Source organism: Enterococcus sp. AZ163, assembly GCF_050498925.1.
Classification (GTDB): Bacteria; Bacillota; Bacilli; order Lactobacillales; family Enterococcaceae; genus Enterococcus_A; species Enterococcus_A ferrettii.
The window spans coordinates 1,050,334-1,074,990 of the sequence record NZ_JBIPAO010000001.1 but is presented as its reverse complement, the minus strand read 5'-3'; the positions used below and the strand labels follow the sequence as shown (position 1 = coordinate 1,074,990).

The window sequence follows — 24,657 nt, the reverse complement described above, 5'->3', positions numbered from 1 at the left end:
TCTTAGTTAATCGGTCGTAACTTATAAAATGGATAAAGACTGTACTGGACTTTTCCTTCTATATCTGATAATTGAACGAGTCCGAAAGAACGGCTATCCTTTGATACCGCTGTATGATCTCCTAAAACAAAATAATAATCCTTAGGAATTGTTGTTTTTCCTGAAAGTTGATGCGCCACTCTAGGATCTATCTCAAAGATATACGTTGTTGAAAACTCCTTATCTCCTATACTTAAAATTAAACGATTCCCTTGGATGAGCATAGCATCTCCAGGTAACCCTATAATCCGTTTGACAAACATTCCGGATTCCTTTGGCATAGAAAAACCAATAATTGAATACCGACTAATTGGTGATTTCTTATTCACTAATACATAATCTCCATCCTGCAGAGAGCCTTCCATAGAAGTTCCTGCCACAGGATGAATTAAATAATTTGTATGCACCCATAACAAAACAAAAGCAACCATACAACAACTAAAAATGGCTAAAAGTATTTCTTTTAAAGGGTTAGTCTTTTTCTTTCTTGTTCGTTTCATTGCGGTCTTATATAGGAAACTAGCTGAGATTTTGCTAAATCATTTGGAATCACTCGATAGGAGATAACTGTCCCCCCTACAACATTCCCTTCAGAAATTAAAATACCTTGGTCTGTTACGGCCTCCACAAAAGCAACATGTCCATAGCGAGCATCTGAACCCGCTGTACCAGGACTAAAGGATATTAGATAACCTGCTTTAGGTGTCTGAGTGACTTCATAGCCTAACGAACGACCTTTCATTCCCCATTCTCCCCCATTTCCCATGTAATCATCTACATGACCGCCTAACTGAGCGACACGATTATAAGCGTACCAGGTACATTGCCCCACAGGGTATGATCCTGAAAGATTATAGTTCTTTCCATCGTAGTCTGGAAATGTCATTTTCTTCCGATAGGCTTCAGGAATGCTGTCTTTACTCTGCAAGACAACGCTCGTGGCTGCTCCTTCTGCTGGTAGCTTTTCATCATACTTTGTTAAATGATACGCTGAAATAATAGAGCTAATCTTGTGATGATATAAGGTATCTGTCGCATACTTTCCAGTGAGCGATTGGGCAGCTCTTAAATAATTTTTGGCTTCTGACCGCCAAGCTTCTTGATAGTACTCCGAATTTCCAGAAATCCCTTCTCTAATAAGCGTTACGTAGTCCCCAAGAGACTCTGCATAACTAGGATATTTTCGAAATGCTGCAGAGATTGTGTAAAGTTCGCCCGATCCATTATCTTCTTGTGTCGCCAAGTTAACGCTCTGCCCTTCGTAGCTTCCTTTTACACCAAATAGATTGTAATTAGGTGCGGAGGATAAACCACTTGATCCAGACCCACTTTCTAGAATTGCTTGCGCGATCATAACGGAGGCAAAAACATCATATTTTAATCCCAATTTTTGTGCATCTTTCCCTATTTGGTCAATAAATTGCTGCGTGTTTTCTGAAATATCTATTTTTATATTTGATGGGTACGTTGATAATATCTCTTTCCCATACGTTGTTTTAGTGAAATTGTCTGTCCGTTTCCCGATAATCGTTTCCCCAGATTTTCTTTCAGATAGTAAGGCGACCTTCACACTGTTTTCTGTTTCATCGTTCTCTTTAGACTTTTCTCTTTTAACAGTTAAATAGTGATCTTCTCCTAAATACATCCCTATAGGTTTATTTTTTACTAGTAAAGTGTCTCCAGGTTGTAATCCTTCTAAATGATCGATCGATTGGCTCTCCATAGCCGTAAACTCTTGATCAAATAATTGAAGATACATTTCTGACAATAACTGTTCATTTGTATAGGTTTCTTCTTTTTCTCCCAATTTTCTCAATCCTTCATACACAAGAAGCCCTTGATTCTCGTTACCAAAAGAAGAAAGTAAGGGTAGTTCATAACCGTTTAAATCAGATTCTGCCACTTGACTCACTTTTAAATCTTCATCTAATGTCACTTCATGTTCTCCTAAGGGATTTGTATTTCCAATAGTAGGTAAGGGTGAATAATTTGTTGATACTGATCGTTGAGACGGATAAGGAACGATATTCGGTTGTTGCACGCTCGGGACAGTCGCTGGTTCATTTTTCCCACTTTCTTGATTAGGTTTTATCGTACTCTCTGTAGTACTAAAGCTACCACTGCCAGGTTTGGTTGTACTCTCTGTGGAGTTTGAACTGTTGCTTGGCTTTGTCGTACTCTCTGTAGCACTAGAGCTACTACTGCTGGGTTTGGTTGTACTCTCTGTGGAGCTTGAGCTGCTGCTTGGCCTTGTTGTACTTTCTGTAACACTAGAGCTGCTACTACTTGGTTCGGTTGTACTCTCTGTGGAGCTGAAGCTACTACTTGGCTCCGTTGTATTCTCCGCAGCACTAGAACTGCTGCTTGGCTTTGTCGTACTCTCGTCACTGGATTGTGACACTAATTGTTCCGGTTCTGCAGGGGCTTCCACTACTTCAGAAGGGAAGTCAGGACTATCCTGCAGCTGACTATTGTCTGCAGGTGTCGTTGGTTCAACAGTATCCTCCACAATAGAAGCCTGCGTCGTCTCTACACTTGTTTGGCTGCTTTCACTCATAGTTATCTCATCACTTGCCTTAAGACTCTCTCCCTGGGCCATGTAAATAACCCCTCCTAAAGCGAGTACCACTAAACTACTTCCTAAAATTAGTTTTTTCATTTCTTTCTCCTATCTTATTAGTGCAAAAAATAGTATGGGTAAAACTAAGAAAATAAACATTGGTACCATTGTTTGAAGGGGCTCTGACACAAATTTTCCAGCAATCATCATGGCAAATTGCTGAAAAGGAGGAATCGGTTGTTTCTTTACTAACTTTTGAGGGCTTGCTCCCTTTTTTTTCTGAAGACCTAATTCCTTCAATCTTTCTTTAGGCGCCTCGTTCACAGATTCTTGGGTAACTAATTCCCCTTGGACGACCTCACGGTAGGGTGTTCCTATGTTTCCTTCACAGCGAAGTAATGTAATCAATGGTCCGCCATTGACCTGCTTTTCCACTACACCTACTTCTGTATCCTCGATTACTTCATTACGCACTACTTTATACGTATAGACATCTTGAAAATCAGTGGCATAAATCAAATCTCCGTCATTTAACTGCTTAATACGATGAAGTAAAACATCCTGATCATAAATATTATGGGCAAGTAAAACATAATTATCCTTCCCTAACTGTTGGTCCGAACGATAGGTAGCTGCACCTGTCAAAAGATTTTCATTAGTCAAACCCGCCAGAATAGGTAAATCAATGGATACCTGAGGGATCGCTAACTTACCTACTCCCCAATTATTTGTCGATTCCATTAACATACTTTTGGCTTTTGCGTAATCTGATACATTGACACTGGCAATTTGTCGCTCTTCATAGTTTGCCCGTTGAATTTTGTCCAAATTATAATTACTCAAACTCTCAGTTTCACCAATCTCTATAGGCGCAACTGCCGTGTCTTCTTGCATTGTAAGATACCCATACGTCGCAATTCCTAAGATCGTTAACATAAATAGAAAGATAATAATAAAGTATGACTTTGTTATCAAAAATAAACGTTTCAACCGTTTTCGACCTTTATCCATCTTCTCTGGATCTATTGAGCGGAATTGTTTTAAGTAATGACGATAGAGAAGCAATAAAAGTAAAAATAGTAAGAAATTAAATAGAAGAGCGAATAAGACAATATTTTGGTAACTCCACAAATTTCTCTTTTTAACCTGCTGTTTTAACGCTTTTTGATAAGGAATACGATGACCGGTTACCAATAAGCGATAGGTGTTTATCCCTGGCGGCGTGCACGTTAATAAAGTAACTTGATCCTTTCCCGGATTAATATGCACCTTCTCAACTTCATTTGGCAAAATCTCCTCAAATGAGTCAATTTTATAAGCTAGCTTTTTTCCTAAAATATTAATGTAGAAGATATCCCCTTTTTCTAAGCTTTTAATATCACTAAAAAGCACTTGGTTTTTCACGCCACTGTGACCAGTAATCACCGATCGCGTATTTTCTCCACCGATGGGAATGGAACTCTCTTCATAGTGACCCAAGCCTTTATCTAAGGTCTTATAAGAAGTGCCATGATAAAAAGGCATTTGTTTGATAGATATTGCTGGAATATCGATAGTTCCCATCACTTTAGAAGATTGTTTAATGACTTGCTGGTAATCAATTTTCGGCACTTCATTTCCTTGTTGCTTTTGAAATATGTATTGGTTATATTGTTGTGCCAATTGATATTGTTGTTCTCTTTCTTCCACGGTTAGATGTTTCAACTCTTCATTATATGAACTTGAGGCAGAACTGCGTTCTCGATTAGCCAATATATTTCCAACAATTGGATACAATAAGACCAGTACACCAGAAACAATCATAATAATGGCAAACACCATTAATCCAGAAATTTTCTTTTTAGGTTTCGTTTTTTCTTGCTTAGCCACAGACGGTCTCCTCACTTTTTAGAAAATCAGGAGTAACCGTTCGGTTACTCCTATTGTTACTATTTGTAATGATTTTTTTTTCTGAGGGTCCACAATCCTAACATTCCCATAATCATAAGAAATCCTAAGATCATTATTAATGATAAGTAAGTACCTATATTGCCACTTGTTTGAGGCAGTCGACCAGAAGCAGTATTTCCTCCTCCAGTTTTTGTTCCTGTAGAAGGAACCTTTGTATCAATGACACTGGATTTTGGATAGAGATATACTTCATTTAATGCCGGTCCTGACCGTTGCGGCAAAGGAAGTTCTAAAATAACTGGCTCCATCACTTTAGATAAGAGACTGTTGCTTTGTTCTTCAACCCTGTAAGTTCCTTGCGCCAAATGGCTCACCTTAGCGAGTCCATTCCCATCTGTCGTAATGGTTGTTGAAAATGCATCTGCTCCTTCTACTGGTTGGAAATCTGTCGTTTCCTGTACTGGAGAAACCCGAGTAATGACATAACTGATTCCTGCTAAAGGGGTGAGGCCGTCTGATCCGCCCTCTGCTTTCGTCCCATCTACAGGAAAGGTCTCTGTCTGTTTACTGTCCGTAATTTTATATTTGACAATGGTAATAGACAAGTCAGTCTCCTCAGCCTGTACCTTGTCCGAAGAAAAGGTCAGACAACTGATTGGAAGAAGCAAGATCATCAGTAACCCGAACAGTATTTTTTTTATCATCTTATTTTCTTCCTTTCACTTTTCTGGGACGGTAATACAACATCACCACTAGAAAGCCTAGCAAGGTGATACTTGTCGCGACAATGAGAAGAAGCATGAATACACTATTTCCCCCGGTAAATGGTAAGGTAGTTTTTTCATTATTAGAAACATATAAGGGAATCGTTTGGTTTCCTTGGTTTACGGTTATCTTAATTGGGTCTTTTAATTTTTCGTACCCACTAGGCGCTTTTGTTTCTACCAACGTATAGTCTCCAGGAAAAAGTTTATCGAAGGCAATCAATCCGTCAGCATTCGTCGTAGCCGTATCAATTTTTTCTTCTTGATTTCCTGTGTAAATATCAAACACAGCACCTGATAGTGGTGTCCCACTAGCCTTTTCCGTATCACTCAACTTGCCATCTTTATTGGCATCTATTGCGGTTCCTTCAATATATTTGAATAAACGAACATTTCCTGGACGAATCAAACCAATATTTATATCTTTTACATGATAAATGGAATCATCTGTCCCATAGATTGACGCTAAATCATTGACCGTAGGTAACAGATATTCGGGTGTCTTATAATCTGTTGGACTGGCTTTTGAATTTAACTTTGGATCATTTCCTACTAATTGTTTGGTGACTTTTACTTCTTTTTTAGTAACCATGTCGTTTACTATAAATTCTGCGACATAGTCTCCTTCTGGTAAATTTTTAAAGGTATATTTCCCGTTGGCATCTGTTTTAATTAAGGAATCGCCAGAAGCATCCACAAACTTCTCACCTGTAAGACTTTCCTTCACTAGCTCATCTTGGTAACTAGTATTGTCTTTACTAGTACGATAAAGCTTGACTGGAATATCTTTGGCATAATCTTCTGGTGCGGTACTAGAAGTTTTATTCCCAATTAATCCATCTAAACTATCGTCATACCAAGCGACGCCAGAGATATCTCGACCTACCACGCGAACTCCTCGGTTCACCCCTTGAACAAATTGATTCAAATCAGAGTTTAATGAGGGGGAGTTCACATAAATATCTCCCGCCTGTTGTTTATCTGGTCGTAAGGTAATTTTGAAGGATAGTGTCTCTCCAGGATCCAATTTATCATAGGTAAACATGATGGCTTTCGCATTTTTTACGACAGATAAATCACTGCCAATGGTATACCAACCAGAGTTCAAGGCAAGGCTATTAGGATCTCTATCTGCAGCTACGGAGTTATTAGTGTATCGCTTTGTCCCTGCAGTACTACCGGACACCTGATCGACATTCACTACAGAATACGTACCATTATAATTGGTACCACGATCGTCTCCTATAAAGGGTAAGACATCTAATACCCTTATATTACTCATGGCTACGGTCGAATGGTTTTTAAAGGAGACCGTATACGTAAAATCTGTTGGGTGTGTCTCACTGCTATTGGCAGGATCCACTTGATTTCCTGATTCGATATACGGTTTATCCACTACTTTATCGACGGTTATCGTCCCTGAATTGGTGACAATCACACTCGTTCCTGCCGTTCGTTGACTTTCTACAGAAGAATCGCGAATGGTGTCATCTTTTTCTAGCCAAATATCACTGACCACAGAAGCTGTTAACGTGGCTGAATTTAACACAAAATTCAACTGAGAAGGCACAATTGATGTGTCAAACGTTACTTTAGGATTATAGGTACTACCTGCCGCATAATCTAATACCCAAGTCAGTGTCCAACTGCCGTCCGAATTTTTTTCCATCCCACTAGGATCCGGCAATGGGTTCCCTTGGTAGTCTACCGCCGTACCATTGGTATATTGGACTTCTTTTGGAATCGTCACTTTAAACTGAACCTTATGATTGGAATCTGCACCACTATCTATATTGCCCTCAACCGTCCATTGAATCGGCTCTGATGGAATATAAGCTGTTTTATTGGCACTGATGGTAGGACGAATAGTCATCGATCGAATGTATAAAGACTCTGTCCATCCACGTATAGGTGTCATTCCCGTCTTTTGAACTCCTTGATCTGTATAAATAGGTGCTTTATAGTTTAAATCATTGGAGGTAGTTGGATAATACTGAATCTGTTTGCCATCTAAATCGTAGACAAATGCATTGGTAAATAACCCATTGGGATTACCAGAAGCATCTTGAATCCCTACTTTTCCACTTGCAACTAAAGGGATATAGGTCCCAGGATTACCAGTCCCTGTAGGTTCTACAACGGTGTATACAAGTTTCGTTGCAGAAATTTCTCCATTAGCCTGTGCAGTAGCTATATCGGGATACCATGTATACTCTTCGTCAATCTGGTTTTGATTACGATAGCTATTGTTAGGAGAACTAGTTCCCACCCCGTAGTATTGTTTATTTAATTGCGTACCACCAGTCCAATCATTAGGTGCATAATACCTGCTGGAGTCATATTTAAAGCTATTGCTATTCCATCTGGTATATTGAATTAATTTTTTTGCGCGATAATCATTAAAACTTACATGACCTCGTCCCCATATTTTATTGCCTTGAGCAATCGTTCCATCACCATCTGATGACCAATCCTTATCTGAGCCTGGAGTAGTACTCAATCCTTTCTTTGCATTGTCTGTAAAAAGACTATAAGATTTTATAGTACCTCCCCATTCCGCATTCCAAGAAGTCAATAAACTAGAATCAACATCTTGTTCAACACCCTCGTATTTTACTTTTGATACACTTAATGTATAGTCCATACTAACTGAAGTTGCGCCAGTCCCTGCTTGTTTCTCTAAATACTCATAAGGGAACAGTACTTGCATGGCTACAATTGAGAAAGGTTCGTCTGTGGGATCCATTTGTTTACCACTCAGGAACCATTTATTTTTTCCTACACTAGCTGGTGCATAATCTGTATTAGTTATTTTTATAGTATTGTTAGAAGAAATATTTTCGACTTTAGGATTTCCAGTGTCATAAATACCAGCATATATGTTCTGAGCAGTTGAAGTAGGTGGAAATGTTTTTCTAGTATAACCATAAGGTGCATTAATTCCTTGCCTATTCATTGGTTTATAAATAGTTGAATAAGCACCGTATTCAGAGGTATATTTGGGATTCGTAACCGTAATTCCAGACAAACCATCATACATGATCACTTCCATGGGATCTGTATCCGTTCCGATGGACAAATTTTTGTCCTTTCCATTTGCGTTGTATACCATCTTTTGATCAATAGAATATTCTATCCCTCCCACCGGATAGGTGCTTCCTTTGATACTGTTTTTCGCAGTTCCTGTCCTCCCTGGTAGAGGTTTCAGTTGAGCATAAGCAGCCACAGTACTAATCATGGTGTTAGGTTTATCTTTATTGCCACCTGTTGCCTGTTCAAAACTAGTTTTTTTAGAACTGTTCCAAACTAATTTGACATCTACATAAGGCTTCGCAGTAAGCTTTGCTTCTGCGCCTGTAGCCATCTCTGGTATCACACTACTGTCTACTACTTGGTTGACGGCTACCGTTGACCCATCCGTTTTCTTTGCGCTAACGATGGTTAAAGTAAACTGAGGTTGGATTAAGTCACCATTAACCCCCCCATAGGTATCGACATTTTCTGTAAACCATCCTTGTCCTGTCCCTGCTAAAGTTGTCGTCACACTGTGTTTGGAAGTTTTTGAACCATTTGCTTCTGTTGTGACGGTCCCATTAGTAATTTCTGCTGTTTGCCTTAACTTACCAGAGGAATCTTTTCTCCATGCATTCGGTAAGACCGTATCTAAACGAACCTCTAACGATTCATAATCTGAACTAACTGGAATACCATAATTAATCGTATATTGGACTGCATCGAAAGTACGAACCAAATCATTGTCTTTCCCACTGTCATATCCATCCCCACTTTTTGTATCAAAGGGGGCAATACCTGTTTCTTTCCCTACATCTACAGTCACTTTAAAAGGGGTGTCTTTACTAACTGCCCGTGATTCCAATAATGAGTCGCCAGATACCCCTTCATCCATTTCTTCCTCAGGTAGGGCAGTTCCTTCTGTTTCTTCAGGAATAACAGCTTCTTGGTTCTCTCCCTCTGTTTCTTCTGAAGGATTTTCAGGAGTTGCTTCAGGGACTACAGGATTAGCATCTATTGGTTCATTTTTAACAAACTTCATTAAGGTTTGTTGATTCTCAGGCGCAAAAGCTTCCTGAACAAATAGTTCTATTCCTTCCTCAGTATGTTTTGTCACTCGAATCTTTTGTCCTTGATTAGCCTCTAACTTTAGATAAAGATCTTTGTTGCCATTCCCAATGTCTACTTGTAAATAAGGGACCAATTCCACTTTAGGGATTTCAGAAGAAGTCGTTGTTTCCTCTGTTTGTTTTGTCTCTTCGGTTACTTCAGCGCTTGTTTCAGTTAATTGAGACTGCCAACTTTTAAGAGTTTCTTTTTGCGTAAACTCCTCTTGACTCATTTCAGGAAGAGAAACCTCGTTTCCTGACTCACCAATAGGAAGGACTTCAAATTGACTATTCATTGGAATCTTTACTACTGTTGTTGTAGTAGATTTTAAAGTCAACTCTGCTGACTCTTCTTGTGTTTCAAACCCTGTCGCAGGAGCAGCTTCTTCTCCTGTAGTAATGGATACAAAAGGATTTTCATTAGAGGCTTTTAGTCGGTCCCCTCGAGGAATCATTACTACCAGTATCCCTATAATCAACAGGAGGGGGAAGACAATTACTCCTACTCTTTTAAGATTTAATTTCTTCCGCATCATTTTCCTACCTTTCTTCCTTCCTAAAGAGAAACTTTAGGTAACATTATTTCCTTAACCACTATGACAACCACTCTTTCTATAGAGGTTTGAGAGATTTCAATAAATAAACCACTAATTACATACCTTTTTTTATAGTGACGCCTCGTCATTCATTGGTTCTCTAGTGTTAGATGATCCAAAATGAAAAGACGAATATTTTCATTAATTATTTACGATCGTTTGTTGACTAACTTAATAGATATCGTGACTGAATCAATACAATTTTTTTTGTTACTTGCTGGCGAAAATATTACTCACGAACTATTTGTTTAAGAAGGATAATATAGTTGATTGAGCTGTTTATAGTACTGTTTAACTTTGTATAGTATCTTTCATAGTTTTAGTGACACAAACTTTTAGGGATAGTGAATATACTTACTCACTATCCCTAAAAGGTATGATTTAGGAATAAGAAAAATATTCTTTTTACTTTTCCTTTCAGTTTTTCAATTATGCAGCGCGGCGTTTTTTCTCAATCACTACTGCTGCAGTACCTATTGTAATTGCTCCCAGGGCGATCACAATTAGTAAAGTCATTCCCGCACCCCCAGTAAATGGTAAATCACTTTTCTTTTTATTTTCTACATCTACGACAAGATTCGTATCTGTATCTAATTTAACTGTGACTTGTACTGGTTTTTTCAATAATTCATATCCAGATGGTGCTTTTGTTTCCACGATCCAGTAATCTTTTTGAATTTTGTCTTTTGTCCAAGTGGCTTCACTAGTGATACTCGGATCTTGTTTGCCGTCGCCATTGGAATCTGTAAACCAATTAAGAGCTAATCCGTCAAATTGTGCTACACCACTGGCATTAGAAGTTGAAGTAAGATAAGTAATACCACTAGGCAAAACAGGATCTGAAGATCCATCATCTTTTAATGTGTAAGATTTACCATCGGAAGCTAAATACTTCTTCGCATTCGCATTCGCTTCACTATCTGCAATATAAAATTCAGCGCCTTCTAATTTTGTATCTTTCGATTCTGCTGTTTTATTAATCTTGAATCCACCATTATAAGATTCTGGTTCATTACTTTCTTTTTCCACTGGTTTTTGTCCAGGTATTAAATAATTCAAATTGTATTTATTTGAAATTGCTCCGTTAAAGTCTTTATTTACGTGGGTCTTATACACTACTCGTAAATAAGGCATTTTCTTCTCTGTTAATTCTTTCATTCCTGCTTGTGTTAAATCTACAACTACCTTTTTAGCGTCTCCTGCCGTTGTGTTGGTCACAGGATTTCCAGCTGCCACTTTTGTACCATTTAGAGTGACTGTATACTGTTTATCATTTGTTAACGTGGTCCATGAAGAACCATCGATAGAAGATTGTACTTCGATATCATCTAGTAATAAGGCAGTGTTTAAATCATCGGTTACAGTAACGTAGTTGGCATATACTTCATCTCCTGCAGCTACTGGTTTATCTGCAGTCGTTCCTGAAGTTGGATCATACACATCCGTAATAATCATTTCTTTATCTGCTTTAAAATATAAACCGTCTGGAAGCTTAGTTGTTGCTTCCCATTGGAAGTTGTTTCCAGCTTTAATCGAGTACCCTTGCCCTTCTTCAATGGTCTTATCTAATTCAGCGTCTGTCACAATATTTTTTGGATAGACATTCACGTCGTAGATAAGTTTGCTTGTATCATCTCGTTTTGTTTGTGGTAACCACACGAAAAATGGATCCATCGGTTTCGCTACCTCACCAGTTTTGCCTTCTGTATCTGTGTAACTATATTTACCGCTAGAATCTTTCACTTCTCGTACCAGATAAATGCCATCTGCCTCTTTTTTATTAGTTAAGTCTTTGCTTACATTAAAAGTTAAACTACCATCGGCACCTGTCTTACCTGTCATTTTCGTGAAACTTGAATCAACTGTATAATCGGTTCCCTCTTTTTGTTTTAACGGATCTGTTAATGACACGCCATCTTTAGGTATCACACGAATCAATTCAAAGTTGACATCCTTCATGACTTTCTTTCCAGCCAAATCAGGCGCTGAACTAGGATCTAAGGTTTCTCCATCTCCTCGCCCACCTAATTCAGAAGTACTTTTGATTTCATACTTCCAAACGGTAACTGTCCGATCTGTTGTCGTATCTGAACTGGCATTACTACTAATGGTTTGTTCTGCATAAGCACTTGCACCCAATCCTATAGGTAATCCACCGCCTAACATCACCAGTGCAGCTGTTGTCACTACTAATTTCTTTGTGAAACGAATCTTTCTATTCATCTTCATACCCCTTTTGTTTTTTATATTGATAATACAACCTACTGTTATTTCTTGATGTACGTTGTTTATAAATACCGATTTTATAAAAACCTTTAAATAACTTTTGGACCAGCAGCTAATTCTTTGTAATGTCTGGTATAACCCGTTTATCCATAAGAATGCCTCTTTGGAAATGGCAACACTTTTTAAACATGAACTTCAGCCAACAATCTCACAAACCTTCAATGCATGAAGGCTGTGTTATTTCCTAAAGCTTGCTGCTTTCCCCTCAACTCTCGTCCAATCATTTCTAATTGGTATCCTTTACCCCAACAAGTAGAAATTAATAAGTTTTCAATACCTTTAGCCTTGAATTTTTGTTTAATTCGTTTGATAATACAGGAAAGTTGACTCATATTTGAAAATGTCTCTCCGTCTGTCCAAAGTTGTTCGCATAATTCTTGACGACTGACAATATTCCCTTTCGCTTGAACTAATGTATGTAGTACTTCTTTTTCTTTCTTAGACAAACGGATGTGGTAGGTTTCCAATTCATCCTCAAAAAACTCAAAAGAAAAGAATTTCGTACTCTTCAAGCTATCTTCATTTTCAATATTTGTGTATGCTCGAAACATTTTTTCTCGAATTTCCGAAGCTAATGCTTCAGGGTCTATCCAGTCATGTATTCCTTGTTCTAGCCAGTAAAGCTTTTCTTCTTCTTCCAATTTAGTGTCTGTTTCTCGTAATAAAACGAGCGAATGATCGGAGAAGATCTCTAGTAATAGTTGCGTTTGCTTATCACCAATTGTGTTGCTAAATATGACTACCTGAAATTGTTGGCAAATCAAACTGACTATATTTTCTCTTTGCAGCTGACCTAATAATTGCGAGGAACACCAGACTTCATTGTTTAATGATTGCAACTTGTTCTGTAAACTCTTAGTTGCCAGAATATTTTCAGTTAAGACTAAAATCTGATATATATCTATCACCCTCCTTCAAAAGATTCAATTGTTTATAAAGAATCGAAATATTCTGTTATGAAACTGTAGGTGTACTTTCTGGAACTTTTCCTTTCACCTCCATATCGATGGTCATCTTGTTTTTCTTTTTCTGTTGACTAACGGTGTGTCTATCTAGGAGGGTGCCTCTTTCCCTAAAAAATTTTTTTAGGCGGCGCAACCTTTTTTTCTAACGGTTTATTAAAAAAGGCATTTCGATAAGATGCAGTATTAAGCTTGATAAGCAGCTAATCGATTACATCTATCAGAGACATCCTCTACTTGTTTCTGCGAAAAACAAGAATCCGATCAAAATCCTTGTCATATCAACATTTTTCATTGTGACCAGAAATACTGACGGGTAATGCTCTTGATTTAATAGATAAATAAATAACAGCTATTAGTCCTATTACTCCCTTAATCTATTATCCTTGTCCTCAAAAAAAGTCTCTTTAAGCAGCTGAAAAAGATAACGCTTTCTTTAAAAAAAAGAAAAAAAGCCACCCCATAAAAATATTTACTTTTTTTTTTTTAATCTCTTCAGCGATGCACTAGGCTTTTATTAAGTTTTCCATCGATGAGATAATCCAGACACGTTGCTCCAACATCGAATCTGCATAAATATCTAAAGTCATTTGTGTAGACGAATGACCTAATAAGGAGCTTAAAGAAGCGATATCTGCTTTTGCTTCTAAGCAACGTGTCGCAAAGGTATGTCTCAGTTGATGAAAATGAATGTCTAACAGATTAGACTTTTCTTTCATCCGTTGAAAATGATAGGTAAGTACTCTTGGTTCACAAGGCTTATTATTTACTGAGAATACATAGTCACTAGTTGTTTGTTTTTTTAGTCTCAGCAACAATTTCTTAACCTTATTGGATAACGGAATAATCCGTTGGGAAGCAATACTTTTCACGGTCCCATAGTGCAGCTTCGTATGGTTCGTATTAGGCACCATAATTCGTTGAAAAGTAGATTTCACATGAATTAGAGAATCCTCAAAATCAATGTCCGCCCATTTTAGAGCAGCAATCTCTCCAATTCTCAATCCTGTGTGCAATGCCAAAATAACCGCTCTACTGTTGTTATTTGAATCCAACTCAACATTTTTTTCTAGGAGAGCCTGTTGCTTCTGTGATAAGGCACCTACTTTGTTCCTTCCTTCCTTTGGCAATTGAATAGTCAAACAAGGATTCTTAGTGATTAATCCTTGTTTAAATGCTTGATTTAGCATACTGCTCAATAATCGCATGACAACTTTAATGCTGCTTGTTGACAACCCGTAGTCCTTCCAGCGTTCTAAACTCTCTTGAATATCTTTAGCGGTAATGTGTTCAAGAAAAGTGGAAGAAAAATTGGGAAGCAGATAATGATCAATTTTATAGCTATAACTAGCTAGTGTAGACTCTTTAATTTGTTTATCACGAATCTTCAGAAATTGTGTGGACCATTGTTGAAAGGTTACATTTTTCGATCTCTTATCTAGAATCGGCGGTAACTGATCTTTTATAATCTGCAGTGCTGATTTGACTTCTATATAAGATTTCCCATAAATAGACCGGTATTTTAATCGCCCATTTTTTTTTCTTCCGACAGGGTATCGTCCCTCCCAACGATTATCTTTTCTGAAATAGATGTTCTCTCCACTTCGTGCCATAAAAATAACAAACTCCTTTCTTAGGTTTGACGAGAAATTGTGACCACGAATTAAAAACAATTTTTCGTCATTTCTTTGTCAATTTCTCCTACTATTTTATTTTTATTTATTTATAATAGGCGATTATCATGTTGAATCTCTATTTGACTTGTTGTATACTCAGGATATACTAGAAAAGAAACTTCTTTTTTGATCCTTTTTTTCATGTTTCTCTTATTTTTTTCTTGTTTTTCGCAGAAACAATACAGGTTCTGTTACAAAGACTCTTAACAAGCTCATATTTAGGTTAAAAGGAAAACAGTACTATTAATATTGTGTGATTGACACAAACGGATTAATTTTAGTTAGTTTGCTACAAAAAAACTGATACATAAGCTGCACATACATTCTTGAAACGGCTGAAGAAAAAATTCAGAGAACCATACGTTCTAATAACCGAGACAGCCCTCTCTATTAGTAATACTTTAAAAAATGAAAAAATGTCTCCTATACTACGACAGACTGCTGAATATTCGAACAGCTTTGTCTACGTTTGAAGGTCTTGGAAACTTTTCAAGGAGTATATAAAAAAGCCAAAAAGACGAAACTCTTTTTGGCTTTTCAGTCTGTACAGAAGTAAAGATGTTAGTAGAATTCCCTGCCTAATCTATCGTCAAGAATATCCAAGTACGACTTATTTTTAACTTTGCAACAGAACTGCATTTTGGATATCGCATGACGGGAATATTTTATTGGTTAATTCACACGTTCCTATTTAGAATGGGTAACGACACAAGTTCTTTTGCTGGGAACTGATGATTTGAGAGGTAAAGACGTGTCAGAGTAATCCCATTACCTCGTGTGTAACTCTGCAACAGAGAGAAGTTATAGTGATGAATACTCTACTTGTTCTTTCGTTGGAATTTCAGATATTCTTCCACTGGAAAAATCGAAGATCATTTGTGAAACGTCTATTTATATTGCAGTAATAGTACTAAGATCTATCCTGTGCTATTTCAATTATCCTAGCCCGCATTACGCTCTGCTAAATATAATGCGTTAAATGCACTCAATGTTGACTGTACCGATGCCAATCCCTTCTATTGGGCTAACGTTTTTAATCCAATTCTAGCAAAAGCAGCATTGCTGGATACTTCCATGAGAGTCCTATTTGTAATTATTCTGAAAGAAAGAGTAACTAGAGTTAGACGTAGTCCCTCTGTAAAATAATGATTGATAAATCCTTCTTTTTTTTTGCGATAAAATCCGTTCCTCATTAACACCCTACCTGCTTAATAATACCCAACAGTTTTTTTCCTTCCTTCTATTTTTTTGTTATAAATCTATACTTGGTACAGCACAAAAAATTCCGAATTAACTAGAAAATTTTTATATTCAATTCAATAGTTCTCGTCAAAGCACTTCACCTCTCTGGTGAAGCTAGAATACCGCACATTTTTGGGTAAAATTAGGGATTTTATGACGGATATTCCGACAAATGTTTTTGTTTTCTATGTTAGGAATCAGAACAGAAAAAGAGAAATAGTTATTTTCAGTAAAAAAAAGGCTTCCCAAATTAATTGAGCAACTAATAAAAGTTGATTCCTATTGTACCAACGATTATAGCTATCTATCCCAACTATGGAAGCCTCTATTGTTTTAAATGCTTGGAAATTTATGTATTCACACTTCAAAATTGATTGAACCCTCTCCCTTCTAGCACCATCAACTGCACAACCTTTACAGAAACAAGAAATTTCTATTTCATTTTCTAAATGCTTATTTTCTTTTAATAATCTCCCCTTTTGTTGAAAGAACGTTTCTATCTCCTAATGCACAATCTAAGTACACCACTACTTGGCAAATCTGACTTTGAATTATAATATTGTCAAGGTTTAGATCATTTTTGAGGAGAGAATCTTTATGAAATGTTTGTTACCGCTTTTGGATATACACCACAATAGAATATCCCCTATCGAGCAAATCATAAAAACTGATATAAAAAAGCTCGCACACTTTAAATAAAACTAATTTTGAAATCTCTACAGTTGAAACGCAGTACATTGTGTTCTTCTTCCACTATTGTGTATCGTATATTTTCCAATTGGTATGAGCTTATATCAGTAATAGAAAAAACTGTTTTATACAGTCCCTCTAGTTCGTTTAGCTTCAACTCTTTGATGCCGATAAAATTTACCCATCTCCAATAATATACGGGTAGCTAAAAAAAGTTATTCTTAGATTAATAGTTATTTCTTCAGCTTCGATAAGCTTGCACATTGCTAACGACTCTATATACCCAAACTTTGATTGTTCATTGTAGAATTCAAGTATTTTTTTATTCGGTCTCATAGCTTGTAGTCTCCTTTTCAATCAACCGCTTTAATTATATCAATGTATAAATTGTAGTCATAAATATCAAATGTAAATTGGTAACCATTTGAAGTGACCGTACTTGCTTCTCCAGTCTCAAACAAATCATTAAAAGCTCTAAATACTTTGTCATTATCAACTTCGTAATTTAGTATAAACGCTACCGTGATAGCTGCTAGTTCTGGTGTTGCTGCTTCCTCTCCAGCAATCATAGATAATCCAAGTAATTTTCCCTCCTGAATATGAACCCAAGTTTGAGCATCATTTTTATCATCGGCAATAAAAGTACCATCTTTGACTGTACTAGGAAATCTAGTTTCGGCATTTTCATCCATATCGTTGATAGCCTCATTCATCTGATCAGCAAAAGTATCATAGGAATCAATTGGTTCTCTCTTGGGTAATTCGATTTCAACATTAGCTCTTTTTCCATTTTTAAAGATCACCTTGAGCTTCAGCTTTTTATCAGTGATTGATGCTGGAATGCTTAGATCAAAATTTTTCCCATCTATTGTAACTTGATCTCTTGTGCCATCCTCTCTGATAGAAGTTACTGATTTTATCTCAAATTTTGACTCTCCTGTGATGTAATCAGAAAGGCCGCCACTTTGGTCTACATGTGTTTCAACAGAAGGAGCTTTCTTTACTGGCATTCCTCTTGGTGGTCTTTTCAGTGTACAGCCACTTAAAATAGCAACCAGAAGGAAAAAAATAATCACACATTGTTTCATTCTAAACGCTTTCATGTTAGTAGCCTTTCTTTTTTTATATCAGATTCCAAAATGAATAACAAATTTATCCTCAGCTATAGCCATTTCCAAAATTTGCTTCAACGTATCCCATTCATCACCTACAAAATATTTTGCTTGCTCTGATTCATTGCCTGCCAAAAAGGCTTCCACCGTTTGAAATAGTTTTTCAGCAATTTTAGGCGTAATAATGGTTATCCCGTAGTAATTGAATCCTTGATCTACGTTATTCAGGTTATTCCAGTACATTTTTACATTCTTGAAAACGTCATAATTTTCTTCAATAAATTGATCTTGAATTTTAATGCTGATGCTTTTATACTTGCTTGGATTGAGACTTTCTGGTATTTCTTCGCATAAAACAAAGTCATGAATAAGACTTCCTGTTAAGGGACTCCCATCTATGTGCAAAACTTGTTTTCCATTAGAAAGACAGTCTTCTAAGAATGACTGGAATTTTACATACTCCGGTGAATTACTCCCTTTTAAAACTAGACAGTTATGAAGGTACAGGATATCTTCCCTATTAAGTAACGCATCAATTCCACTAAGTCCATAAATTTTCTTTTCCGAATTATATTCTGTGAATTTATGCTTACTAAAGAAACTCTCTAAATCTTCTATTAGAAGGTTTGATATTTGAATATATTCGTCTTCTTGTACAAATTGAATTTGAAAATTTTCATCGTATTTATAAAATTTGTGATTTAGCATCTGCACCTCCAAATGGTTAATAAAGAAAAGACTGGAGAGTTTATTCAGCTTTTTCATGTTTTCCACTGACTAATTTCTTCCCAGACTTTTTCCACTATAAGTTAGAAACTTCGGATAATCGGAAATTTTCAACTCATAACTAGATATAGGTTAAAGTAAAATACAATCTAATTCATTGTGATGCTTACTCATTCCTGGCATCAATGGGCTGTATAGATTGCAGAATTCTTCTATCTTGTTTTCAAAGCTTCGATAAATTCTGGCGGAATACTATCTGCTAGCCAAACCTTTTCATTTCCCAAATAAAACGTTGTTCCTTTTGCTCTAGCATTTTCTGTATTGATCACTAAAATAATTGGCTGCTTATCCTTTCTTTTTCCAACTAAGATAGCTGTTTCAATATCTTCAGATAAATGAACATATTGTCGAGACATTGGAGATAATCCCCTTGCTTCAATCTTAGGTAAAAACTTATGCGCCGTTCCATGATATAGAAACTTAGGAGGAACAGCCGCTTCTTTTACTATTTTCATAGGAATGGAATGTCCATATAATGCTCGAATACTATTCCCATTGATTTCATGTCTCTTCTTCTCCGATTTCACAATCATTTTTCTTAAATCATCCAGTCCTACCTCTTGCCATTCAGGAGACTGATGAATGGCTTGCAATAATTGATTGATTTCAACCCAGCCCTGTTCATCTAATTCCAATTCATATTCCCATGGAGCATGACGTAAAGCATAAGAAACTTCTTTACTTAGTTTAGTATAGTTTATCTTATTAGACATTGTTTCCTCCTATTTATATCTATCTTTTTCGAATAGCTGGCGCCCTAGTAATCTTCATTTTTGAGATAGTTAACCACTGTCTATCTATCACTTCTAAACTCTAGTTCAAAACAAAATCCACGCAGATTTTTAGTAGATGACACATATACATACTTACTATCATCTTTGAAAAACATATTGGAGAAATTTGCTTCAATCCCTCTTTTTATATTTTAGATTTATTAACTTTCAAAATTCCTCTCGCCATTCAACTCCTTTAAAGGACCTATCATATATATGATACAGCGCAAATACTACATTTGGTTTAGACACACACAAATCCTCCTTCCCATTGGGTTTTACCAATTCGGGTAGAACTGACAAAAAGAAATTCTTCATTGATACGCCATTCTTTCATTATTTCTACTTTGGCTTTCTGGGCCTCTTTTTTTGTTAAATACAAACCTATAAGATTATATTTTTCTGTCGTGAAATTACCATGGTCGATCTCTTCATAATACTCTAGCAAATAAATTTTCATTCAAAACACCTTCCGTATTATACGAATTAATACTTTGCATCTCTGTAATAATACCTATTAATCTCCCAGTCGCTTCAAATTAGCACTATAGGTTTCTCTTCGAGCTGCTTGGCTTCCATTATCTGTTGTCTACCACGATCCATCATTCCAAGAAATTTGATCTGCTAACACTATTCCAATTTTTTCTCTTTGACTATATTTCAGGGTGATACTAAATCCCAAAATGAATAACAAATTTGTCCTCAGCTATAGCCGTCTCCAAAATTTGCTTCAACGTATCCCATTCATCACCTACAAAATATTCAGCTTGCTCTGATTTATTTCCCTTCAAAAAAGTTCGTCCTGTTTGAAGGATTTTTTCAGCTATCTCAGGAGTAATGATGGTTATCCCGTGATAATTGAACCCTTGTTGTAGAGTATCCAGGTTATTACAATACATATCTACATCCTTAAAAACATCATAGTTATCAAGAATAAATTGATCTTGAATTCTAATGCTTATACTTTTATATTTTCTCGGATAAAGATCATCGGGTACTTCTTTACATAGGACAAAATCATGAATCAATCCTGCTGTCGAAGGACTCCCGTCTACGTGAAAAACCTGCTTGCCACTAGAAAGACAGTCTTCTAAAAACGACTTGAATTTCACGTATTCTGGTGAAGTATTACCTTTTAAAACCAGAAAATTTTGAAGATATAGGATATCTTCTGTATCAAGTAATGTAACACCTTTACTTAATCCATAATATGTCTCTTCCGAATAATATTCCATGAATTTATGCCTACTCAAACAACTTTTTAAGTCCTCTATCAGACGATTCGATATTCGAATAAAATCTTCCTCTTGTACAGAATCAATCTGAAAATTTTCATCGTATTTATAAAATTTGTGATTTAGCATCTGCACCTCCAAATGACTTATGAAGAAAAACTACTCGGTCTAACGATTATATTTTGACTCATTCTGCTTGGTATGACATTGCCGTAATCATTTTTTATTCAACCATTTTTCCTCACCATAATAGATTCCTTCTGGTTTAATTTCCTTCAATAATTCCTTTGCATTGTCATATAATTCTTGTATGTTAGCTTCTAATCTGTCTGGCAACAAGGACTCTATATCTTCCAACTCCGTTCCTAAATGTACAATGTCGATTATTCTTTTATCTATCCCTTTTTTTCGCAAAACTTTCAAAGTATATGGGCTAAAGAGATATTGTTCACATTCTTCTATTGCTAATATCCCACTTTTTAAAGAGTCCAATAATCCAATAATACACACCAACAACATTATGTTCGCATCTGTTTTACTACGAGCGGATAACTTCATTTTGGTTCGCATCTTTTTCCTCCTGCTTATTTTCTTCATGAGATCTTATACACATTAATCAGTTAATAAGTATAAATATCAAAAGAAATTGGATTTTTCAAATCAAAGTTAGCCTCACTGGCTTTCTTGCCTGATTCAGAACTATAATTACTCCCGTTCTTCATACTTTGAACAGTTAGTCCTAAGACTGTTGTAGCATGCGCAGCTATTGCTTCTGAAGCTGTTGTCGCTGCAGTGTACGTAGTCTGAAAGCTATTTGCCTAACATTTACAATTGAAAAACCTAGATTATCTAAAAAATAGATTGTTCTCATTTGCAATTTTTTCATAAAGTTTTTTATCTTTATCATTATCAATAATAATTGGGAGACTCAGGTCATAATTGGCAATTAAAATCATAGGATGTGAGTTAAAGTATAAACTGTTCCATATTTTTTCTCGAAGAAAACCCTTGATAAACAGTTTTAAAAGATTTATATTTTCAATCTTATATATATAATTATCACCATTATTTAATATATCGATTTGATTCATATAAATTAGTCTATCTATCTTATCTAATGCCTCGAAATCATTATCTATTGATTCTATTATCTTACGCTTGTCATCTTCACCTCCAAAATCTATATAAGCTTCGTTATCATTTATTTCAAATACTCTCTCAAAAAAAGATAAATACTTATTTTCTTGACTTAGTCTGAAGTATTCATTTGACAATAGATCAAGTCTCGGGTCTCCTATCTGCATAGTTTCTTTAAATACATCTAATATAGCAACTTTTTTAAGCCTTGTCGCTTCAACCACTACATCATGATAATCTTCCACATCGAAAAATAATTTATAAAGCTCATTATCAAAACTACTTGATGAAAAATCCATTTTTTCTAATTCAGGGATCTTCCCATCTTGAATGTTAATCTCTGATTCGTTGCCCATCTTCATTATAGGTTCCTTCTCTCTTATCCTTTTCGAAATCTCTTTTATTTTTATATTTCTTCCATTTACTTCCACCATGACTGTCTGTCACCGGAGCTTCGTCTTCAGACCATACATTTCCTTTACTATCCACATATCCTATTCCTTTTTTGCCAGACCCACGACCATCACGTTTTATTCTTCTACCTGATTTGGGATTAAACGGCTCGAGGTCTCCTCCTACAACCATGTCATTCGTGTCGCCATGTTCAATATAATTAACAGCTTTATTCGTTAGATCCCAAACAGTATAAATCCAAACTGCTTTACCTAAAATTTTTACAGTTGTTTTCCCTATCACCTTACCAGCAGCAGGAAGACTCCCTGTCGCTCCTGGTGCTAGTGCAACAACCCCTGCAGATTGATGTTTATCTTTTTTGGCTTTGGGTGCTGTTTTACAGAATTTCGTCAAGGTTTCTTTCATGGATTTATTCCAATTCCTTAACAGGTTCATTGCTTCTTTGGTCCTTCGCTCCACACTATTTCCAATTGCATTAGCATAAGCAATATTGATCTGTTGCTGGCGATAAACATTTTGTGCAACTTGCTTTACAGCATTCCCAAAACCAAAGCTACTTGAAGATGATTTTCCAGAAATAAAGCTATTGTTATTTCTTACACTTGGATAAGGATTTACTCCAATAAGATACTTGACATTTTCGACAGTTCGTTTGACGCTATTAACAATCCTGTTAGCAACGGACTTCATTGTATTTCCAAACGACTTAACACTAGCAAACATTTTTTTCTTATGCCCAGTCGGATCCGTATAATTAATCGGATTATTCTCAACATAGGTATACCCATTTTGACTAAGTGGATTGTCTTCTTCGCCTTCGTAACTATCTTGAGTAAGGAAGGTTCCAGTTTGACTATCGTAGTAGCGTGCCCTTAGATAATTATACCCTGTTATGTCTTGTGCTTCACCTGTATAACCGTACGGATTTCCAGTATCATCTACTTCTTCTGACATTCCGAATACTGAATAGCTATTCGTGCTGTTAAGCTCTCCATCCTGCGTCATGCCTGTCACACTACCTCTGGCATTCGTCAGATATTGATACTCTTCCTTCGTTTGTTCATTCATGTAGCTGAGCCGTTCGTTCCCATAGGTATAGGTTTCGCGAGCTTTTAGTTCGTCATCATACGTTTGAAGTACTTGCGTATTTTCTTGGTTAACATCATTTACGTAGTTATGTACTTCGTAATAGTTGTAGCTATCCTCTCGAGTTGTATAAGGAATTAATACCTCCTGTACCTCAGAAGAGTAAGTCACTTCTCCTTCACCCGGCAGGTTGCCTAAGCTTGGTGGATTAACAACAATCCTTTCCTCATTTGCCCGATCCTTCGCAATTTTTTGATGATAGGCATGTGAGACCGTATCAAAGACATCCATCCAAAGATTACCTACTGTTTCCGACAAACTTGAAATTCCTTGAATCACATTTTCGCTGAATCCTTACCAGAAGAGTGAATTTTCTTCTCCAGTCGGACTTGTTTTCGGCGATTTTCTGCCACCAGTGTTAGGAATTGAGTTAGACGAAGATGACGATTTACCCGAAGAAGAAGTCTTTGCATCCTTAAAAAAATAGCAAAAAAATAAAGTGTACAGAAAAGAATCATTTTCTGTACACTCATATAGTATTATCTCCTGCTGAAATACTTTTCGAATATGACTGATTTTCTAATTGAAATACATGACTCTCAACATAAATTATCTCTCGTAAAAAGTGTCTCAGCTATTGACTCTGATCCAGTTTATAAAATCTTTCCTTAATGTGCAGTCTGTCTCGGTGCTTTTTGACTCAATCCCATGTGTGCCTATGTGGAAAATCATGTGTGCCCTCATCAGAATAATTAAAATCAATATCTTCTCTAACTTTACCATTTTTATCATAATATCCCATTGCTCTACGCTCCCATCTGAATTTAGCAAGTCAGCAGACGGATTGGGGCCTCCCTTTGCTGGGAGCATAAGTTAATGGGTAAAGAGTATTAAATAGTAACTAACTATTAGAGACTTCTTTATATCTTATCAATATTGATCTAGCCATTTTCTATCCTCATTAAAGTCAGGGTTAAATTTAATTTTCTTTAAAACGCGTTTAGCTTTTTCCTTTAGTTTTCTTATTTCAATATCTAAATCATCAGGAAACAATGACTCTACATCTTCTAACTCACAGCCTAGTTCAACAATTTCAATAACCTTTTTCTCCAGCCCCTCTTTTTCTAAAATACTTACAGAATATGGGCTAAATAAATATTGTTGACACTCATTGATTGTTAATAGCTTATTTTCTAAAGACTCTAATAAACCTATAGCAGATACTAATATTAGTTTATTAGCATCTCCTTCGTTTTTAATCGTAATTTTCAAGTTCATTATTTCCTCC

General features: G+C 36.2%; 19 protein-coding genes. 1 reads left to right on the top strand and 18 read right to left on the bottom strand.

Annotated elements, in window-relative coordinates:
- Positions 1–2 precede the first annotated feature (2 nt).
- The 5 genes from lepB to IGI46_RS05155 form a co-directional block, all read right to left on the bottom strand.
- Positions 3–539 (bottom strand): signal peptidase I, encoded by a 537-nt coding sequence (gene lepB / locus IGI46_RS05175; protein ID WP_207705350.1) that lies wholly within the window; start codon positions 537–539, stop codon positions 3–5.
- Positions 536–2,698 (bottom strand): glucosaminidase domain-containing protein, encoded by a 2,163-nt coding sequence (locus IGI46_RS05170; RefSeq protein WP_429973046.1) that lies wholly within the window; start codon positions 2,696–2,698, stop codon positions 536–538. Before IGI46_RS05170 ends, lepB begins: the two co-directional genes overlap by 4 nt.
- Before the next feature lie 9 nt (positions 2,699–2,707).
- A complete protein-coding gene (locus IGI46_RS05165) occupies positions 2,708–4,420 on the bottom strand; it encodes a class C sortase (protein WP_429973944.1) in 1,713 nt (570 codons plus the stop codon).
- Positions 4,421–4,527: 107 nt separating this feature from the next.
- On the bottom strand, positions 4,528–5,193 hold the full coding sequence (locus IGI46_RS05160) for a pilin N-terminal domain-containing protein (protein WP_429973045.1): 666 nt from the start codon (positions 5,191–5,193) through the stop codon (positions 4,528–4,530).
- 1 nt (position 5,194) lies between these two features.
- A complete protein-coding gene (locus IGI46_RS05155; protein WP_429973044.1) occupies positions 5,195–9,907 on the bottom strand; it encodes a SpaA isopeptide-forming pilin-related protein in 4,713 nt (1,570 codons plus the stop codon).
- A gap of 183 nt (positions 9,908–10,090) precedes the next feature.
- On the opposite strand from IGI46_RS05155, the gene IGI46_RS05150 reads away from it, so the two are divergent.
- On the top strand, positions 10,091–10,222 hold the full coding sequence (locus IGI46_RS05150; protein WP_278253201.1) for a hypothetical protein: 132 nt from the start codon (positions 10,091–10,093) through the stop codon (positions 10,220–10,222).
- A 177-nt stretch (positions 10,223–10,399) separates the two neighbouring features.
- On the opposite strand, the gene IGI46_RS05145 is transcribed toward IGI46_RS05150, so the two are convergent.
- From IGI46_RS05145 to IGI46_RS05085, 13 genes are all read right to left on the bottom strand, one after another.
- On the bottom strand, positions 10,400–12,193 hold the full coding sequence (locus IGI46_RS05145; RefSeq protein WP_429973043.1) for a SpaH/EbpB family LPXTG-anchored major pilin: 1,794 nt from the start codon (positions 12,191–12,193) through the stop codon (positions 10,400–10,402).
- A gap of 221 nt (positions 12,194–12,414) precedes the next feature.
- A complete protein-coding gene (locus IGI46_RS05140) occupies positions 12,415–13,164 on the bottom strand; it encodes a winged helix-turn-helix domain-containing protein (RefSeq protein WP_347298792.1) in 750 nt (249 codons plus the stop codon).
- A 560-nt stretch (positions 13,165–13,724) separates the two neighbouring features.
- The gene (locus IGI46_RS05135) at positions 13,725–14,831 is read right to left on the bottom strand and encodes a tyrosine-type recombinase/integrase (protein WP_429973042.1); all 1,107 of its coding nucleotides are present in this window, start codon (positions 14,829–14,831) and stop codon (positions 13,725–13,727) included.
- A 2,348-nt stretch (positions 14,832–17,179) separates the two neighbouring features.
- Complete coding sequence (locus IGI46_RS05130; RefSeq protein ID WP_429973041.1) at positions 17,180–17,929, bottom strand: hypothetical protein; 750 nt, start codon at positions 17,927–17,929, stop codon at positions 17,180–17,182.
- Positions 17,930–17,953: 24 nt separating this feature from the next.
- A complete protein-coding gene (locus IGI46_RS05125; protein ID WP_429973040.1) occupies positions 17,954–18,646 on the bottom strand; it encodes a hypothetical protein in 693 nt (230 codons plus the stop codon).
- 230 nt (positions 18,647–18,876) lie between these two features.
- Entirely contained in the window at positions 18,877–19,437 is a 561-nt protein-coding gene (locus IGI46_RS05120) for an RNA 2'-phosphotransferase (protein WP_429973039.1), read from the bottom strand.
- A gap of 304 nt (positions 19,438–19,741) precedes the next feature.
- Positions 19,742–19,957, bottom strand: a complete 216-nt coding sequence (locus tag IGI46_RS05115; RefSeq protein ID WP_429973038.1) for a hypothetical protein — start codon at positions 19,955–19,957, stop codon at positions 19,742–19,744.
- Positions 19,958–20,168: 211 nt separating this feature from the next.
- Positions 20,169–20,861, bottom strand: coding sequence for a hypothetical protein (locus IGI46_RS05110; protein WP_429973037.1), 693 nt, complete (start codon positions 20,859–20,861; stop codon positions 20,169–20,171).
- A gap of 87 nt (positions 20,862–20,948) precedes the next feature.
- The gene (locus IGI46_RS05105) at positions 20,949–21,302 is read right to left on the bottom strand and encodes a DUF3969 family protein (protein WP_429973036.1); all 354 of its coding nucleotides are present in this window, start codon (positions 21,300–21,302) and stop codon (positions 20,949–20,951) included.
- A 275-nt stretch (positions 21,303–21,577) separates the two neighbouring features.
- Positions 21,578–22,231, bottom strand: coding sequence for a hypothetical protein (locus IGI46_RS05100; protein ID WP_429973035.1), 654 nt, complete (start codon positions 22,229–22,231; stop codon positions 21,578–21,580).
- Positions 22,203–23,687: an RHS repeat-associated core domain-containing protein gene (locus IGI46_RS05095; RefSeq protein WP_429973034.1), complete on the bottom strand. Its 1,485-nt coding sequence runs from the start codon at positions 23,685–23,687 to the stop codon at positions 22,203–22,205. The genes IGI46_RS05100 and IGI46_RS05095 overlap by 29 nt, the downstream gene beginning before the upstream one ends.
- Positions 23,688–23,704: 17 nt before the next feature.
- Positions 23,705–23,842, bottom strand: a complete 138-nt coding sequence (locus IGI46_RS05090) for a hypothetical protein (RefSeq protein WP_429973033.1) — start codon at positions 23,840–23,842, stop codon at positions 23,705–23,707.
- A 457-nt stretch (positions 23,843–24,299) separates the two neighbouring features.
- Positions 24,300–24,647 carry a DUF3969 family protein gene (locus IGI46_RS05085; protein WP_429973032.1) on the bottom strand — a complete coding sequence of 116 codons (348 nt, stop codon included), beginning with the start codon at positions 24,645–24,647 and terminating at the stop codon, positions 24,300–24,302.
- Positions 24,648–24,657 lie beyond the last annotated feature (10 nt).

Bases quoted from the DNA above. Each gene is read 5' to 3' on its own strand.
- IGI46_RS05155 (WP_429973044.1), bottom strand. From the start codon at position 9,907: ATGCGGAAGAAATTAAATCTTAAAAGAGTAGGAGTAATTGTCTTCCCC.
- IGI46_RS05100 (WP_429973035.1), bottom strand. From the start codon at position 22,231: ATGAAGATGGGCAACGAATCAGAGATTAACATTCAAGATGGGAAGATC.
- IGI46_RS05125 (WP_429973040.1), bottom strand. From the start codon at position 18,646: ATGCTAAATCACAAATTTTATAAATACGATGAAAATTTTCAAATTCAA.
- IGI46_RS05150 (WP_278253201.1), top strand. From the start codon at position 10,091: ATGAAAAGACGAATATTTTCATTAATTATTTACGATCGTTTGTTGACT.
- IGI46_RS05110 (WP_429973037.1), bottom strand. From the start codon at position 20,861: ATGCTAAATCACAAATTTTATAAATACGATGAAAATTTTCAGATTGAT.
- IGI46_RS05135 (WP_429973042.1), bottom strand. From the start codon at position 14,831: ATGGCACGAAGTGGAGAGAACATCTATTTCAGAAAAGATAATCGTTGG.
- IGI46_RS05170 (WP_429973046.1), bottom strand. From the start codon at position 2,698: ATGAAAAAACTAATTTTAGGAAGTAGTTTAGTGGTACTCGCTTTAGGA.
- IGI46_RS05085 (WP_429973032.1), bottom strand. From the start codon at position 24,647: ATGAACTTGAAAATTACGATTAAAAACGAAGGAGATGCTAATAAACTA.
- IGI46_RS05105 (WP_429973036.1), bottom strand. From the start codon at position 21,302: ATGCGAACCAAAATGAAGTTATCCGCTCGTAGTAAAACAGATGCGAAC.
- IGI46_RS05165 (WP_429973944.1), bottom strand. From the start codon at position 4,420: ATGGTGTTTGCCATTATTATGATTGTTTCTGGTGTACTGGTCTTATTG.
- IGI46_RS05120 (WP_429973039.1), bottom strand. From the start codon at position 19,437: ATGTCTAATAAGATAAACTATACTAAACTAAGTAAAGAAGTTTCTTAT.
- IGI46_RS05130 (WP_429973041.1), bottom strand. From the start codon at position 17,929: ATGAAAGCGTTTAGAATGAAACAATGTGTGATTATTTTTTTCCTTCTG.
- IGI46_RS05145 (WP_429973043.1), bottom strand. From the start codon at position 12,193: ATGAATAGAAAGATTCGTTTCACAAAGAAATTAGTAGTGACAACAGCT.
- IGI46_RS05160 (WP_429973045.1), bottom strand. From the start codon at position 5,193: ATGATAAAAAAAATACTGTTCGGGTTACTGATGATCTTGCTTCTTCCA.
- IGI46_RS05115 (WP_429973038.1), bottom strand. From the start codon at position 19,957: ATGAAAATTTATTTGCTAGAGTATTATGAAGAGATCGACCATGGTAAT.
- IGI46_RS05090 (WP_429973033.1), bottom strand. From the start codon at position 23,842: ATGCAAAGACTTCTTCTTCGGGTAAATCGTCATCTTCGTCTAACTCAA.
- lepB (WP_207705350.1), bottom strand. From the start codon at position 539: ATGAAACGAACAAGAAAGAAAAAGACTAACCCTTTAAAAGAAATACTT.